This window comes from Pelagibius sp. (genome assembly GCF_965249265.1).
GTDB lineage: Bacteria > Pseudomonadota > Alphaproteobacteria > Kiloniellales > Kiloniellaceae > Pelagibius.
The window spans coordinates 4,139,532-4,154,397 of the sequence record NZ_OZ252224.1 but is presented as its reverse complement, the minus strand read 5'-3'; the positions used below and the strand labels follow the sequence as shown (position 1 = coordinate 4,154,397).

Annotated in this window: 13 protein-coding genes; 7 read left to right on the top strand and 6 right to left on the bottom strand. The window is 63.2% G+C overall.

Annotation, left to right across the window (positions count from 1 at the left end; all coding sequences use genetic code 11):
* Positions 1–17 precede the first annotated feature (17 nt).
* Together ACP146_RS19595 and ACP146_RS19590 are read right to left on the bottom strand one after the other, a co-directional pair.
* Positions 18–752 (bottom strand): DUF1826 domain-containing protein, encoded by a 735-nt coding sequence (locus tag ACP146_RS19595; RefSeq protein WP_422368445.1) that lies wholly within the window; start codon positions 750–752, stop codon positions 18–20.
* 111 nt (positions 753–863) lie between these two features.
* Complete coding sequence (locus ACP146_RS19590; RefSeq protein WP_422368444.1) at positions 864–1,946, bottom strand: zinc ABC transporter substrate-binding protein; 1,083 nt, start codon at positions 1,944–1,946, stop codon at positions 864–866.
* 97 nt (positions 1,947–2,043) lie between these two features.
* On the opposite strand from ACP146_RS19590, the gene znuC reads away from it, so the two are divergent.
* The 5 genes from znuC (at position 2,044) to ACP146_RS19565 (ending at position 5,582) form a co-directional block, all read left to right on the top strand.
* Positions 2,044–2,907, top strand: coding sequence for a zinc ABC transporter ATP-binding protein ZnuC (gene znuC / locus ACP146_RS19585; RefSeq protein ID WP_422368443.1), 864 nt, complete (start codon positions 2,044–2,046; stop codon positions 2,905–2,907).
* Positions 2,897–3,715, top strand: coding sequence for a metal ABC transporter permease (locus tag ACP146_RS19580; RefSeq protein ID WP_422368442.1), 819 nt, complete (start codon positions 2,897–2,899; stop codon positions 3,713–3,715). The genes znuC and ACP146_RS19580 overlap by 11 nt, the downstream gene beginning before the upstream one ends.
* Positions 3,712–4,101, top strand: a complete 390-nt coding sequence (locus ACP146_RS19575) for a Fur family transcriptional regulator (protein ID WP_422368441.1) — start codon at positions 3,712–3,714, stop codon at positions 4,099–4,101. The genes ACP146_RS19580 and ACP146_RS19575 overlap by 4 nt, the downstream gene beginning before the upstream one ends.
* Positions 4,102–4,271: 170 nt before the next feature.
* Positions 4,272–4,568 carry a hypothetical protein gene (locus ACP146_RS19570; RefSeq protein ID WP_422368440.1) on the top strand — a complete coding sequence of 99 codons (297 nt, stop codon included), beginning with the start codon at positions 4,272–4,274 and terminating at the stop codon, positions 4,566–4,568.
* 123 nt (positions 4,569–4,691) lie between these two features.
* Positions 4,692–5,582, top strand: coding sequence for a WD40 repeat domain-containing protein (locus tag ACP146_RS19565; protein WP_422368439.1), 891 nt, complete (start codon positions 4,692–4,694; stop codon positions 5,580–5,582).
* Between the two features lie 20 nt (positions 5,583–5,602).
* On the opposite strand, the gene ACP146_RS19560 is transcribed toward ACP146_RS19565, so the two are convergent.
* Positions 5,603–6,997, bottom strand: a complete 1,395-nt coding sequence (locus ACP146_RS19560; protein WP_422368438.1) for a DUF3179 domain-containing protein — start codon at positions 6,995–6,997, stop codon at positions 5,603–5,605.
* A 466-nt stretch (positions 6,998–7,463) separates the two neighbouring features.
* Between ACP146_RS19560 and ACP146_RS19555 the strand changes: the two genes are divergently transcribed.
* Positions 7,464–8,348: a dienelactone hydrolase family protein gene (locus ACP146_RS19555; protein ID WP_422368437.1), complete on the top strand. Its 885-nt coding sequence runs from the start codon at positions 7,464–7,466 to the stop codon at positions 8,346–8,348.
* Here ACP146_RS19555 and ACP146_RS19550 read toward each other — a convergent pair.
* Positions 8,345–9,166: a citryl-CoA lyase gene (locus ACP146_RS19550; RefSeq protein ID WP_422368436.1), complete on the bottom strand. Its 822-nt coding sequence runs from the start codon at positions 9,164–9,166 to the stop codon at positions 8,345–8,347. The two genes, ACP146_RS19555 and ACP146_RS19550, sit on opposite strands and share 4 nt — an antisense overlap.
* Positions 9,163–10,368, bottom strand: coding sequence for a CaiB/BaiF CoA transferase family protein (locus ACP146_RS19545; RefSeq protein WP_422368435.1), 1,206 nt, complete (start codon positions 10,366–10,368; stop codon positions 9,163–9,165). Before ACP146_RS19545 ends, ACP146_RS19550 begins: the two co-directional genes overlap by 4 nt.
* Positions 10,369–10,484: 116 nt before the next feature.
* On the opposite strand from ACP146_RS19545, the gene ACP146_RS19540 reads away from it, so the two are divergent.
* On the top strand, positions 10,485–11,159 hold the full coding sequence (locus ACP146_RS19540) for an IclR family transcriptional regulator (RefSeq protein WP_422368434.1): 675 nt from the start codon (positions 10,485–10,487) through the stop codon (positions 11,157–11,159).
* Here ACP146_RS19540 and ACP146_RS19535 read toward each other — a convergent pair.
* On the bottom strand, positions 11,156–14,581 hold the full coding sequence (locus tag ACP146_RS19535) for an acyl-[ACP]--phospholipid O-acyltransferase (protein WP_422368433.1): 3,426 nt from the start codon (positions 14,579–14,581) through the stop codon (positions 11,156–11,158). The two genes, ACP146_RS19540 and ACP146_RS19535, sit on opposite strands and share 4 nt — an antisense overlap.
* Positions 14,582–14,866 lie beyond the last annotated feature (285 nt).

The window sequence follows — 14,866 nt, the reverse complement described above, 5'->3', positions numbered from 1 at the left end:
CACGGTCTAGCAGCCTGCTAGATCTCGGTCCAGGGATCCGGAGAACTGACCGAATGCTGGTTGAGGCATAGCAGTAGTCGTGTCTGGCCGGTTCCGGCAATTGGCGGCGAGCGATGAACGATGCCGCTGTTGGGACCGGCACAGCTTCCTTTGAACAGCGCCACGTCATGGAGCCCGAGGCGCTCCAGCGGCCCCTCATAGTCTTGCTGCTCGGCCAAAGCCCGATCGGCATGCACCATCTGAACCCACTCCGTCGTCGGCCCGCGATACGTCGTCAACAGCCGGGCTTCGACATTGTCGCAATGGAACTTCCAGCAGGCATCATGGTCGACCCGTTGCAGCCGTAGGTCGACGGATTCGCTGCGGGCAGTTTCAGCGAACCTGCGAACTAGATCATCAATGTCTTCGACGAGCAGGTCACGCATGTCACAAGCGGGCATATCGCAGGCGTCGAGCAACGGATCGATCGCGCGGCGAAGGTCGCGAGGCTCAACGAGGATTCGAAAATCGGGAAGAGTCGCGGCATCCAATCGGTCGAGCCAGTCTTGGAAACGCTTCGGGAAGTCGCGCTGCCAGATTACGAGTTCCGTACTGGGCTTCTTGATGGCGGCGAGGCCGTCCTCCGTCCTGCAGATGTCTATGCCCGTCATCAGAGGGGTGGGTTGCCCGGCGCCGCCGGGTTCACCGGATGCCTGAGGCTCCATGTCAAATAAGGTCAATACGCCATCGTCCTCAATCTGGTCCCGTCGCACGCGCCTGCGTCGCCTTAGGCCACAGGCAAGGTCACACGATACTTAAGCTGACGTCATCGACCTACGGGAGCGGGTGGTCAGGCGATCTGGAGCATATCCTGGTGAAAGCGTTCAGCTGCCTTCGCTGAGGCAGTTGCGCAGCGCTTCGGCGTTGCCGCGCATCAGTTCGAAATAGAGTTCCGGGCCGTCTTCCAGCGCCGCGCCCAAAGGATCAAGGCTGCCGGTTCGGGCTTCGGTTCCTTCCGCCACCACACTGACCAGCCGAGGCTCGAACTGCGGTTCACTGAAGATACAGCGCGCGCCCAGCTCCGTGATCTTGCTCCGGATCTCGCTCAACCGGGCGGCGCCAGGCTGGCGTTCCGGACTGACGGTGATGGAGCCGACCGTGTTCAGGCCGAAGCGACGCTCCATGTACTGATAGGCGTCATGGAAAACGACGAAGGGCTTGTCCTTCACGCTCTCCAGATCGGCCGACATCTCGGCGCTCAGTTGATCGAGCTGCCGCTCCATAGCTTGGCTGTTGGCCAGATAGATACCGCTGTTGTCCGGATCGATCTCGGTCAGCGCTTTTGCCACTGCGGCGACCATGGCTTTGGCGTTCTCCGGATCGAGCCAGATGTGCATGTCGTTTTCACCATGGGCGTGACCTTCATGCCCGTGTTCGTCATGCCCATTTTCCTCGTGAGCGTGCTCCGCATGCGCGTGCTCTTCGTGCGCATGTTCCTCATGCTTGTGTTCCGCATGGTCGTGTTCTTCATGTGCATGCTCTTCATGTGCATGTTCCTCATGCTTGTGTTCCGCATGCTCTTCGTGCCCATGGTCGCCCCAGGGACCGCCCTCCCGGAAGGGGAGCAGGTCAACGCCGGGTACTTCGGCAAGAGAGAGGACCTTTGCGCCGCCTGCCAGACTTCTCATGGAGTCTTCCAGAAAGACTTCCAGTTCGTCGCCGACCCAGAAGACGAGCTTAGCCCTTTCCAGGGCTGCGGCATCGGAGGGTTTCAGGGCGTAGCTGTGCGGTGACCCGCCCGCCTTGACGATCAAATGCGGCTCTCCGGCGCCCTTCATGACATTGGCAACCAGGGAGTGGACCGGTTTGATGCTGGTCACCACAACGGGAGCCTCGGCAGCGGCCGTCGGCGGGTTGAGGGTCCAGAGCACGGTGGCGAAAGCCAGGGTGAGGGCTGATTTGCGCACGATGGGTGGTCCTTGTTGTTCTCGGCTACAAGATGTAATGATATAACGTTAGTCTTTTCACCGCGCAACCGGAGTCTTACAAGAGCTCATGGTGAACATGATAGAGCTTGACGACCAGGGGGCGAGCCGGCCTGAAGTCCGTTCCGCGGCTGCCGAGGAGCCGCTGGTCGAGGCCAAGGGGCTGGGTGTGCGCCAGGGCGGGCTCTGGCTTGTGCGCGGTGTCGACCTGACCATCCGGCCGGGGGAGATCGTTACCCTGATCGGTCCCAACGGCAGCGGCAAAAGCACGACCGTTAAGGCGCTCTTGGGGATTATGGATACGGCGGAGGGCCGGTTGCAGCGGCGCAACGATCTCCGCATCGGCTATGTACCGCAGAGACTCTCCATCGACCGCACCATGCCGCTCACTGTGCGGCGCCTGATGACCCTGACAGGTCGCCACAGCGGCGCTGAGATCGATACCGCCCTCAGCGACGTCGGTATTGCCCATCTGTCCAGCCGACCGGTGCAGCAACTCTCGGGCGGGGAGTTTCAGCGTGCGCTGCTGGCGCGGGCTTTGATACGCCGGCCGCAGCTGTTGGTGCTCGACGAGCCGGTGCAGGGCGTCGACTTTGCCGGCGAGATCGAACTCTATGAACTGATACACGACATTCGCGAGCGCCTGGGCTGCGCCATTTTGATGATCTCCCATGACCTGCACATTGTCATGGGCCAGACCGACACGGTGATCTGCCTGAACGGTCACGTCTGCTGTTCGGGCACGCCGCAGGTGGTGACCGCCAGCCCGGAATACCGCGCCCTCTTCGGGACGCGGGCGGCTTCGGCGCTTGCGATCTACCGTCACGACCACGATCATGTTCATCTTGCCGACGGCAGCGTGGTGGGGCATGACGATGGTCATGATCATCGTCACGACCGTAATGAACGGAAAGTGAGCAAGGAAGAGTTCGATGCTGGATGATTTCTTCATCCGGGCGCTCGTCGGCGGCATCGGGGTGGCCCTGGTCGCGGGGCCGCTGGGGTGTTTCATCGTGTGGCGGCGTATGGCCTACTTCGGGGATACTATGGCTCACTCCGCTCTGCTGGGCGTTGCTCTGGCGTTGTTCCTGGAGGTCAACGTGATCCTTGGGGTCTTCGCCATTGCCGCCGCCGCCGCCCTGGCGCTGGTTCTGCTTCAGCGCCAGGCGGTTTTGCCGACCGATGCATTGCTTGGCATTCTGTCTCACTCCACGCTGGCGCTGGGTCTGGTGCTGGTTTCCTTCATGGCCTGGCTTCGGATTGATCTGCTGAGCTACCTCTTCGGCGATCTGCTGGCTGTTTCGCTTCTCGACATTGCCCTGATCTACGGCGGCGGCTTCGCCGTGCTCTGCCTGTTGGCGATGATCTGGCGGCCGCTGCTGGCCGGCACGGTGAGTGAGGAACTGGCCGCCGCCGAGGCCCTGAACCCGGAGCGGGCGCGGCTGATCTTCATGATCCTGATGGCGGCGGTGATTGCCATCGCGATGAAGATCGTCGGCATCCTGCTGATCACCTCTCTTCTGATCATTCCGGCGGCGACGGCGCGGCGCTTTGCCGGTGCGCCGGAATCCATGGCGCTCACAGCCGCCGGCTTGGGCGCCCTCGCCGTGATAATGGGCCTCTTCGGGTCGCTTCACTTCGACACGCCGTCCGGCCCATCGGTTGTCGTTGCCGCCCTCGTCATCTTTCTGCTCTCGCTCCTGAGCCAGAGTTTCAGATGGCGCGGCCGGGAAATCGAGAGGTTGCCATGACCAGCCGCAAACTAACCCGCAACCAGCAGTTGGTGCTTGATCGCCTGACCAGCAGCAGTGCCGCCCTGACGGCCTACGATCTTTTGGATCAGTTGCGTGACGAGGGCCTGCGCGCACCGGTTCAGGTCTATCGTGCGCTGGAGACTCTCGGGCGGCAAGGGTTGATCCATCGCATCGAAAGCCTGAATGCTTTCATCGCCTGCTGTGCCCATGATCATCAGGCGGCGGCGGGCTTTGCCATCTGCGACGACTGTGGCGAGGTTGCCGAGTTTTCCTTTCCCGCCAGCGAGAAAGGGCTGAAGTCGGTCGCAGGCGAAAGCGGTTTTGAGACCCGCCACATGACGGTGGAACTGCATGGCCGCTGCGCCGCCTGCGCCGCACGCTGAGGCGGGCCGGGTCGGCGATCACTGCGTCGATCTTCCTCGGATTTTGAACCTTTGCGGTGTCGATCACGACCAGAAGATAGCCGTATCGTTCCTTTGTCGGTAAGCCGGCGGCGCGTTATGGCGCCGTTCGCTAGTCGGGCCAAGGCATCACGTTGCTGGAGAGGCATCCTATGCTTGGTATTGTGATCGCGATGCTTTTGTCGCTGGGCTCGGTCGTCTTGATGCTCGGCGCCGTCATTCACAACCGGATCGACCCGACCTATGCCACGGCCCTGACCCTTCCGCTGGCCAACGCCCTGGCTTTGACAGCCGCCGTTCTCGGCCTGGTTATCGCTGTGGTCGCCTATCGGAAGGACAGAGAGTCGGTCCTGGCGAAACGATCGATGATCTTCGCTCTCGTTTGTGCGGTGACTTTGGCGGTCCTCTTGCCGCTTTCGAACATGGGTTATCTGAGCCGGGTCGCGTGAACCGTGCTTCGCGGTGTGTTCTGCGCCGTCACCGGGGCCGCATTTCTCCTCTCCGCAGCAGGGGCAGTCCTTGCTGAAGACCGCAGCTCCCAACCTCCCTATGGGCTGACGACGTTTGAGCCGGTGACGCTGGCCCTTCGGCCGGGCGATTCCAAAACACTCCTGGTCGTCAATAAAAGCGGCCGCATCGACATCTTGGACATCGCCGACCCTGAAAGCCCCGTTGTGCTTCGCTCGCTTGAGGCCAAGGCGATCGCCGCCGCCTTCAGCTCGGACGGCAATCGCATCGTCTCAGGCGGGAGGGACGGAACCCTTCGCCTTTGGACACTTGAAGGCCGTCCGGTCGCGACGCCGTTTCGCGGCCACGAAGGCAGGGTTTTCAGCGTTGCGTTCAGTCCCAAAGGCGACCGCGTTGCCTCCGGCGGTGAAGACGGTACGGTTCGCCTCTGGCCTCTGGAAGGAGCGCCGGCCACCGCGCCCTTCCGGGGGCACAAGGGCTGGGTCTACAGCCTCGCCTTCAGCCCGGATGGAAACCGTATCGCCTCGGGTGGCACGGATGGCACCGTCCGTCTCTGGACTCTTGAGGGCGAGCACGCCGGTCAACCATTTCAGGGGCACCGTGGCGGGGTCAACAGTCTCGCCTTCAACCCCGCCGGTGATCGAATCGTCTCCGGCGGCAGCGATGCCACGATCCGCCTCTGGACGCTTGAGGGCCAACCTGCGGTGGAACCGTTCCTTGGGCATAGAGGAGGAATCAACAGCGTCGCCTTCAGTCCTGACGGCGATCACGTCATTTCCGGCGGCCGGGACGATACGATCCGTCTCTGGACGCTTGACGGCACCCCCGCCGCTCCGGCTTTCGAGGGCCACGCGCTTGGGGTCAACAGTGTCGCCTTCGTCCCCGGCGGCGATCTCGTGGTCTCCGGCAGTTTTGACCAGACCCTGCGCTTCTGGACACATCAGGGTGAGGCGGCGGCGTCACCCTTTCGGCGACATCAGCAGCGGTTGCCATAGCAGCTTCACCAGTTGTGGTGTCACTGCGTCGCCACCTCTCCTTCGTCGCCGAGATAGCCGGCCCAGGCGAACCAATAGGCGATGTGGCCGGGCAGACGGGCCAGTTGCGCGCCGTCGGGGCCGATGAGGGCCTCTTCGGTAACCTTCCAGACGGCTTCGCCGGCGCGTAGTTCACTCAGGTCTTCGCCCTGTTGAAAGGTTTGTCCGTTGCGGCGGTAAGCGCGCACCGTGCGTGTTGCGGTGTCACCGATCAGAACCAGATCGAGAATGCCGGCTGTGTCATTGATCACCTGACCCCCGGCGAAGCGGGTCAGCGGCCAGGCCTTTTCGGTGCCGCTGGAGCGCAGGGCGAAGACGTAGTCCTTCGCCTGCAGTTCTTCTTTTTTCACCAGCGCCGGGAACATCAGGTCGGGGCTGGAGAAGTAGCTGCCGTAAGGCGCGCCGGGGCGGTAGTCGCGCAAATGCCCGGTCTCGATGGACAACACCTTGGTGTCCGGGTTGGCTTCGCGCCAGGCCTGCCAGGTGGTGATGGCGACGGGCCGGGTCTTCAGTTCGATGCCGGAGCCGGTCAGCGGTCCGACCACCGGTTTGCCGGTGAACTGATTCCACAGCGAGTGGGTCTCGTGATCGTACATCAGCTTGTTGGAGCGATAGAGGAATCCGGAGGACCCGAAGACCAGGGGCGCTGCACGCCCTTCGATTTCGGTCTCGAAGAGAATGCCGGAACCGCAGAGTGTGCAGTACGCGAGACTGACCGGGACGCCGCCGACGACATCGTTGAACATCTCGTGCCAATCCATGATGCGCAATGGATAGGCCCGGGTGTCGCCATTGATCTTCACGCCGAAAACCAGTTCGTCGTCGGTCAGATAACCGGCGGACTCCGTGCCGACCAGGTCCGGATTTGTGAGCGCGGGGATGCCGTCCTTGATCACGCCGCCCCAGACGATCTCTTCCAGACGGATGTCGTGCGCGACGCCGGGTTGCAGGAAGAGACCGAAGTTCAGGTCGATGCGCTGGAAGACGATGGATTTGAAAGCATCGAAGCCTTCGAAGGGTTCGATCTCTGGATGGGCCTCCTGCCAGAGCATCCACTCATGCCAGGAATCGGCGTTTTCTTCGCCGGTCAGTTCAATGAGGGCTTTTTCAATCTGCGGCACGGCGCCCAGGAAACGGCGGGCCTGAATCAGGGACGCAATCGCGTCTTTGCGGCCGCTTTGACGGATTTCCTCGATGGCTTCGAGCTGTAGGTCTTTGTTGCCGGAAAACAGCGCCAGACTGCGCCGCAGCATATCTTCATCCAGTTCGATTCCGGCTTCGCCAGACTGGGCCTCGGCTTCGCCCGGCAATCCGGTGGTGAGAAAAACGCTGAATGCTAGGAACAGGACCAGAAAAGCAGGGCGGCGCAGGCGCATTGTTGGGCCTTTCTCTAAGAAAAAAGTCTCGAAGAGAGAAATGCGGCCTCAGCGGCCTCTGGGCGATTCACACTTGAACACAGTCTCTTGAGCTTTTGAATCAACGGCTTGTGCTGGTTTTGGGGATTGCCGGGCGGCAAAAAGGGCAAAATCCGGGCAGTTTGAGGCGAAACCTGTGACAAAGTGCACAACGGTTTCGCCGCCGCGTCCCTATATACCCTGTCATGGAACACAGAATGCAGCGGACGAGAGCCATGTCTGGACAGATGAACGAAACGGCGACGCGGGTCTCAGTGGATCACTTCCTGGCCGGCCTGGCCTTCTGGGCCGCCCTGATGGTGGTTGTCGCCGTCTTCTAGGCGTTTCGCCACCGCGACACCAGCGCCGCGGCGGTGCTATAATCACCGCGTGGCGTTGCGAAAAACCAAGACATAAACTAGTGCTCGTCGGAGCGAAGCCGGTAGTTATGCCGCCTTTTGCGGCCGCTCTCATTCTCACCGTCTTGCTGTTTTCCTGTCTGTCGTCGAAAGATGTGCTGGCCGATCAGCGGGTCAGCTTTCCGTCTCTCGATGGCAGCACCGAACTGACGGCCTTCCTCTTCAGGCCCAATGGTAAAGGACCTTTTCCGGCGGTCGTTTTTCTCCATGGCTGCAGTGGCCTGGGCCTGGGCGGTGGCATTGCTGCCGGTTATACCGCCTGGACTCGCGCCATGACCGGGCACGGCTACGTGGTGTTGCTGGTCGATAGCGCTGGTCCTCGGGATTTCACCGCGACCTGCAACCGAAGTCCCGACCGAAGCGTCATGTATCGGGATCGCCCGAAGGACGCCTATGGTGCTCTTGTCTATCTCCAAGCACGGTCCGATGTTCGGCCGGACCGCATTGGTCTTGCGGGTTGGTCCCAGGGCGGTGGTATCGTGCTCTTGTCGGTGGTCACGGAGAGTATCGGCAGGCCCCAACCGCCACCACTACATGACTTCCGCGCAGCGGTTGCTTTCTACCCTGGCGCCTGCAGCGAGACCCGACAGTCGGCTCCTTACACCGATGTGTCACCAGGGACATGGTTCACGGACATTCCTTTGTTGGTTCTCCAAGGAGAAGCCGATAACTGGACCCCCGCTGCACCCTGTGCCGCTTTGATCGAAAGTGCCCGGAGCCGCGGCGCGCCGGTGAAGATAAAGATCTATCCCGATGCCCTGCATTCCTTCGATGTGCCCAACCTGGCAAGGCGTGAGCGACCGCGAGACCGAACGTCAACTGGTGTCGTGCCTATGGTCGGCAGCGATCCCATTGCCCGCAGTGATGCGCTGGAACGAGTGCCTGCCTTCTTTGATCGCTACCTGAAGAACTAGGGCAATGGCCGTTTGTCCTCTCCGTCATAGCGCCAGAGGCGTTCGCGGGGCAGGGGGCCTTTGTTGCGCTGGCCGGATTGCATCTCCTCCCAGGCGTGGGCCAGGATGCCGACCGAACGGGACAGACAAAAGAGGCCGCGGGCCAGCGGTGCCGGGAACCCCAGTTCGCCATAGATCACCGCCGTCGCGCCGTCGATGTTCATCGGGATGTTCTTGCCTTTGCGGGCAGCGAGGGTTGCTTCAACACAGCGGGCGATAGCGGCGAAACGGCCACTCACCGCATCCTTCTCGGCGTATTGGTCGACCAGTGCCAAGAGGCGCGGCGCCCGGGGGTCGACCGGGTGAAAACGGTGCCCGAAGCCGGGAAGATAGCGTCCGCCCGACGCGGTGAAGCGGTCGAGCGCCTCTGTGGTGGCGCTCTCCATCTCAGCGCCGTCGTCCATCAGTCCGGCGATTTCCTGATAGAAGGCAAGGGCCTGTTCGCCGGCCCCGCCATGGACGTCGCCCAGTGCGTTGACGCCGGATGCCATGGCGTTGTTGAGGCCGACGCCGCAGGTCGCGGCCATGCGGGCGATGGCGATGGAGGGGGCCTGGGGCCCGTGATCGACGGCGGACATCAGGGCCGTATCCAGCAGGGCCGCTTCGTCCTCGCTTGGCAACTCACCGCGCAGCAGCAGCCAGAGGGTTTGCGCGAAGCTGGCCTGACCGATCAGCTCCTCGATGGGGTAGCCGCGGTAACGGATCACGCCGGGCTCCATCTCTATGATCGACGTCGACCACCAGGCCGCCTCGGCCTGCTCTTCGGTTTCCTTGGTCATACAACGCTCTCCTCGGCCAGCGTTTCGATCTCGGTCTCGGAAAGGCCGAGCTCGGAAAGGATTTCGGCGGTATGCGCGCCAAGCTGCGGCGGTGGCTGGTGGACAGACGGGGCCGCGCCGTTCACCTTGAAGCCGGTGCGCACCACCCGGATATCCCGCCCCACCCCCGGCACATCATCGAAGACCGCAACCATGCCGCGGTCGCGGACCTGCGGCTCGGTCAACGCTTCGGGGACCGTCAGGACGCGCCCTGCCGGGACGCCCTGATCGTTCAGCGCTTGCTGCCAGTCGGCGGCGCTTCGGGAACTCAGCGCTTCTTCCAGGATGACTTTCAGTTCCCCGCGGCGGGTGAGGCGTTCCTGTCTTGTCGCAAAGCGCGGGTCCGCGGCGAGTTCACCGCGGCCAACCACCCGGCAGACAGCCTCGAACTGCTCCTGCTTGTTGGCGGCAATGTTCAGCAGGCCGTCGCCGGTGCGGAAGGTGCCGGAGGGGCTGGCGGTCATGTTCTCGTTGCCCATGGCTGTGGGGCGGCGGCCAGCGATGAGGAAGTTGGAGACCACCCAGCCCATGGTGGCCAGGGTCGCCTCCAGCATAGAGACATCAATGAAGCAGGCCTTCCGCTTGGCCCCTCCGCGACGCGCCAGGGTGGCTGCGATGGCGAAGGCGGCCGTCATCCCCCCGATGGTGTCGGCGATGGGATAGCCGACGCGGTAGGGCGCGGTTTCCGCGTCGCCGGTGATCGACATCACGCCGGACATGCCCTGGATGATCTGGTCATAGGCCGGCAGGTCGCTCAGCGGGCCCTCCTGGCCGAAACCGGAGATGGCGCAGTAGACGAGATCCGACCGGTCCTGTTTCAGCGTGTCGAAACCGAGACCGAGGCGATCCATGACACCGGGCCGGAAGTTCTCCACCACCACCTCGGCGCTTGCCACCAGACGGCGGAACAGCGCTTTACCCTTTTTGTTTTTTAGGTTGAGGGTGAGAGAACGCTTGCCGGCATTCTGCGCCAGAAAAGAGACGCCCATGAGCCCGGCGTTGAGATCGGCATCGGCCCCCAGCTGACGGGCGAGATCGCCGCTGCCGGGCACCTCCACCTTGATCACCTCCGCCCCCATATGGGCCAGCTGATGACAACAGAACGGTCCGGCCAGGACATTGGTCAGGTCCAGTACCCGGATTCCTTTGAGGCAAGTCTGCATGGGTCGGATTTCCTCGGCCTTTCGCAGGAGATGTTTGCGCTATATGTTCTCTATGACGCAACGAAAAATCCATTTAGTATCAGATTCATTCTGCCTGTCAGAATTTTGGAGAGAACATGGCGGATGACCGGGTCGCGGCGGTCGAGCGGGCCCTGACCATCCTGGAGGCTTTTGCCGAGGGCGCCGGTGAGTTATCGCTGGCTGAGCTGGCGGCGCGGACGGGGTTTTACAAGAGCACCATTCTGCGTCTGATCGCGTCGCTGGAGCGTTTCGGCTACATCCTGCGCACGCCGGCTGGGCGCTACCGGCTGGGCCCCAGTCTCGCCCGGCTCGGTGTTCTCTACCGCGACGAAAGAAATCTGGAGCCGATCCTGCGTCCCGCGCTGCGGCGGCTCCGCGACGACAGCGGCGAGACGGCGTCGCTCTATGTCGGCAGCGGATTGACCCGGACCTGCCTCTATCGGGAGAACTCGGTTCGCGAGCTGCGCCATCACCTGGAGGAAGGCGCCCGCCTGCCGCTGGCGCTGGGCGCCGCCGGCAAGGTGCTGAGGGCCTACGCAGATGAAGCGGACGAAACACTGCGCCGGGTGCGGCGCGACGGCTATGCTTTGTCGTTGGGGGAGCGCGACCCCAACATTGCCGCTGTTGCGGTCCCGTTGCTTGATGGCACCGGGCGGTTGTTGGGGGCGCTGTGTCTTTCCGGGCTGGCGGCGCAGTTCACCCTCGGCCACCAGCGCCGCTGCCGCGATTTGCTGCTGGAGGCGGCAGCGGTGTTGCAGAACACGGTCTAGGCCGCCGCGGGCTCATCCAGCAGTTTCTGGGCGGCGGCATAGTCAAGCTTGCCGCTGCCGAGAAGCGGGATGCAGTCGACCCGGCGAATTTCCCGGGGCAGCATGATCTCGCTGAAGCCGTTGCTGCGGGCATGGGCGACCAGGGCCTCCAGGGAACAGTCCGCGTCCTCGGTCAGCAGGATGACCTGCTCGCCTTTGCGCGGGTGCGGTGTGGCCAGGGCGACCATGACGACGCCGGGCCAGAGCTCGCCGGCCAGGGCTTCGATAGCGGCCAGGGACACCATCTCGCCGCCGACCTTGGCAAAGCGCTTGGCGCGCCCGCGGATGGAGAGGAAGCCGTTTTCGTCGATCACCACGATGTCGCCGGTGTCGTGCCAGCCTTCCGCCGGCGGCTCCAGCACGCCGGGGTTCTCGGCGCGTAGATAGCCCATCATCACATTCGGGCCGCGCACATGCAGGCGGCCGCCCTCCTCAATGCCCGGTACCGGGTCGATGCGCAGGGTCATCCCTGGCAGCAGGCGTCCGACACTGCCGGCGCGGTTCTTCATCGGCGTATTGACCGCCAGAACCGGGGCGGTTTCGGTGACGCCGTAGCCCTCCAGCACCCGCACGCCGAATTTCTCGGCCCAGGTGCTGCGGGTCTCCGGGCGTAGCCGTTCGGCCCCGGCAAAGACCATGCGCAGGCTGTAGAAGTCATAGGCATGGGCCATGCGGGCATAGCCGCTGAGGAAGGTGTCGGTGCCGAACATGATGGTGGCGTTGGTGTCATAGGCAACCTCCGGCACGATGCGGTAGTGCAACGGCGAGGGATAGAGGAAGGTTTTCACGCCGGAGAGCAGCGGCAGCAGCGTACCTGCCGTCAGGCCGAAGGAATGGAACATCGGCAAGGCGTTCAGCACCGTGTCCTCGTGGCTGAAGTCGACCATGGCGGAAACCTGATAGCGGTTGGCCTGGATATTCACGTGGCTCAGCACGACACCCTTGGGCAGGCCCTCGGACCCGGAGGTGAACAGCACCACCGCCTCGTCCTTTGGGTCGACCTTGTGCAGACCCTGCAGGCGCAGGGCGGCGCGCGGGAAGCGTGCCTTTACCATGGCCGACAGCTTGGCGAAGAGGCCGATCTTGGGGCGCAGGTCCTCCAGATAGATGATCTTCGCTTCTTTGCCGATCTCCTCGATCAGCGGTTCCAGCTTGCCCAGCTCGACGAAGCGCCGGGAGGTGATGACGGTCTTGATCTCCGCTGCCGTCAGGGCTGCGCGGATGGCGGCGGCGCCGGCGGTGAAATTCAGCATCGCCGGGGTCTTGCCGCAGGCATGGCAGGCGAAGAAGCTGACCACTGCGGCGTTGGCGTTGGGCAACAGCAGGCCGAGGCGTTTCTCGCCGCTGGCGGCCGCCTTGAACGTTGCACCGAGAGCGAAGGCGCCGGTGAGAATCCGGCTGTAGCCGATGGGGTTGCGCTCGATGTCTTCCAGCACCGGGCGTTTGCCGTGCAGGCTGCGGGCATCGATGAGGCCCTGGATCAGCGTTCTTTCCCGCGGGCTGGTTTCGAACACCATCTCCGTCATGATGTCGTGCAGGCGGGCGCCGGCATGGGCGCGCCCGGCCCGGCCGCGCAGGTGTTCCGGCACCTCGATGGATCGCGCCGGCAGCACCGTCAGCGTAATCTTCGGCAGGAGCTGGCGGCGCAGTTTGCCTTTCAGACGGGAGAACAGCGTGTGCTGCGCGCCCTCGATACGCAGCGGGATGATCGGCGCTTCGGCGCGGGCGGCGATCATCGCCGGTCCGTCGTGGATCTTCATCAGCGCGCCGGTCACCGTCAGGCGGCCCTCGGGAAAGATCACCAGGCGGCGTTTCTCCTCCTTCACAAGCTTCACCATGGTGCGCACGCTCAAGGGACTGGTGGGGTCGACCGGAATCAGGTCGAAGAAGAGGAAGGCCGGGCGGATCCACCATTTCTTGGCGACGAAGGCGTTGATGGCGAAGGCCGGCCTGCCGGGCAGCAGGCAGCCCAGCAGAACCGCATCCAGGTAGGAACTGTGATTGGCCACCACCACGGCGGGGCTGCGCCCGTCGCCGTAATTATCCGGATTGATCACGCGGGCGGCGAAGAAGCGGCGCAGCAGGGTGGCGCCGATCGCTTTGATCACCTCGTCGGGGATCAGCTTCACGACATAGACGGCAACCAGCAGGTTGGCGAGACCCAGCCAGAACATCAGGGTTTCCACCTTGATGCCGAGTGCCAGCAGCAGGGTGGTGAGGCCCAGCAGAGCGACCATCACCAGGCCGTTCAGGATGTTGTTGCCGGCAATGGCGGAGGAGCGTGTCTGCAGGCGGGAGCGGGCCTGCAGCAGCGTATAGAGCGGGACCGTGAAGATACCGCCGAAGGCAGCCAGGCCGATCATGTCCAGGGTGATGCGCAGCCCGGGCCAGGAGGAGAAGAAGGCGGCCATGCCGGTTTCCGTGGTGGTGGCGACCAGGTCGCTGTAGGCCGTCACCGCAAAGGAGAGATCGATCAGACAGAGCGCCATGCCGAGGGCGCCGAGCGGCACATGGCGCGCCGAGACCTGGTCCTTCAGCAAGGCGGTTACCGCCGCCGTGCCGGCGGCGATGCCGAGGACGAAGCTGCCGATCAGGGCATTGGCGACATTGGCCGAGACGTTGAGGTCGCGCTTGGCGACGTCGGGGAAGATCGAAATGACGATCAGGCCGACGGCCCAGAACCAGGAGATTCCGACGGCGGAGCGCAGCAGCGTCATCCGCTGGCTCACGACGCCAAGGGCGTTCAGGGCGTTTTTCAGGGGCGCGAAGGCATAGGGGGCGGCATCTACCGCCGCCGGCGCAGCGGGCACTAGGCGGGCGATCAGATAGCCGGCGACCGAGAGCGCCAGCAGGCTGCCGATCACCACGTCGATCATCCCGTGGGCCGCCAGAAAGCCGCCGAAAAGCGTGCCGGCGAGGATCGCGACAAAGGTTGAGGTCTCGATGAGGGCATTGGCCCGTACCAGATGGTCTTCCGGCAAGTGCTGGGGCAGAATGGCGTACTTCGCCGGGCCGAAGAAGGCGGACTGGGTCGCATAGGCGAACATCGCCAGCAGGACCAGTGCAGACTGGCCGGTGATCAACGCGGCACCGGCGAGCAGGGCGAGGGGAATCTCGATCATCCGGGTGATGCGGACGATCTTTGCCTTGTCGCTGGCATCGGCAAGCCGCCCGGCACTGCCGGAAAACAGCAGCAGGGGCACGACATAGGCCCCCGTGCCGATCATCAGCGAAACGCCCGGCGGTGCCCCGAAGAGCGAGAGGCCCTGAAAGGCGACCAGGAAAGCAAAGGCGCTCTTCAGCACGTTGTCGGTGAAGGCGCCAAAGGCCTGGACGCAGAAAAGCGGCAGAAACCGGCGGCCGCGTAAAATCGACTGAGACATGATCATTCCCCTATTTTCCACGGCCCTGTTGTCCACAGAGGCGGCCAGCTTGCGGCTGGCCAAGTCTGGGTCCCTGTTTGAACAACGCAGGTTCAAAATTGAACGTTGTTCATTTATCTGTGCATTAATTGAACGTTGTTCAATAAGAAAATTCCGCGACGCTGTGTTCAGGCTTAGCGCAGCCGCAGCTACAGGGAGGTTATTTTCTATTTTGTGTACAAAGTAATTTTCAGATCGCGTAAAACCGATCGTGTTTGCACAAGTGATTCGGGCTTTCTTGACAGT

What these genes read in the sequence shown, in the direction of transcription:
- znuC (WP_422368443.1), top strand. Translation starts at nt 2,044, where the DNA reads ATGATAGAGCTTGACGACCAGGGGGCGAGCCGGCCTGAAGTCCGTTCC.
- ACP146_RS19580 (WP_422368442.1), top strand. Translation starts at nt 2,897, where the DNA reads ATGCTGGATGATTTCTTCATCCGGGCGCTCGTCGGCGGCATCGGGGTG.
- ACP146_RS19575 (WP_422368441.1), top strand. Translation starts at nt 3,712, where the DNA reads ATGACCAGCCGCAAACTAACCCGCAACCAGCAGTTGGTGCTTGATCGC.
- ACP146_RS19570 (WP_422368440.1), top strand. Translation starts at nt 4,272, where the DNA reads ATGCTTGGTATTGTGATCGCGATGCTTTTGTCGCTGGGCTCGGTCGTC.
- ACP146_RS19560 (WP_422368438.1), bottom strand. Translation starts at nt 6,997, where the DNA reads ATGCGCCTGCGCCGCCCTGCTTTTCTGGTCCTGTTCCTAGCATTCAGC.
- ACP146_RS19555 (WP_422368437.1), top strand. Translation starts at nt 7,464, where the DNA reads ATGCCGCCTTTTGCGGCCGCTCTCATTCTCACCGTCTTGCTGTTTTCC.
- ACP146_RS19550 (WP_422368436.1), bottom strand. Translation starts at nt 9,166, where the DNA reads ATGACCAAGGAAACCGAAGAGCAGGCCGAGGCGGCCTGGTGGTCGACG.
- ACP146_RS19545 (WP_422368435.1), bottom strand. Translation starts at nt 10,368, where the DNA reads ATGCAGACTTGCCTCAAAGGAATCCGGGTACTGGACCTGACCAATGTC.
- ACP146_RS19540 (WP_422368434.1), top strand. Translation starts at nt 10,485, where the DNA reads ATGGCGGATGACCGGGTCGCGGCGGTCGAGCGGGCCCTGACCATCCTG.
- ACP146_RS19535 (WP_422368433.1), bottom strand. Translation starts at nt 14,581, where the DNA reads ATGTCTCAGTCGATTTTACGCGGCCGCCGGTTTCTGCCGCTTTTCTGC.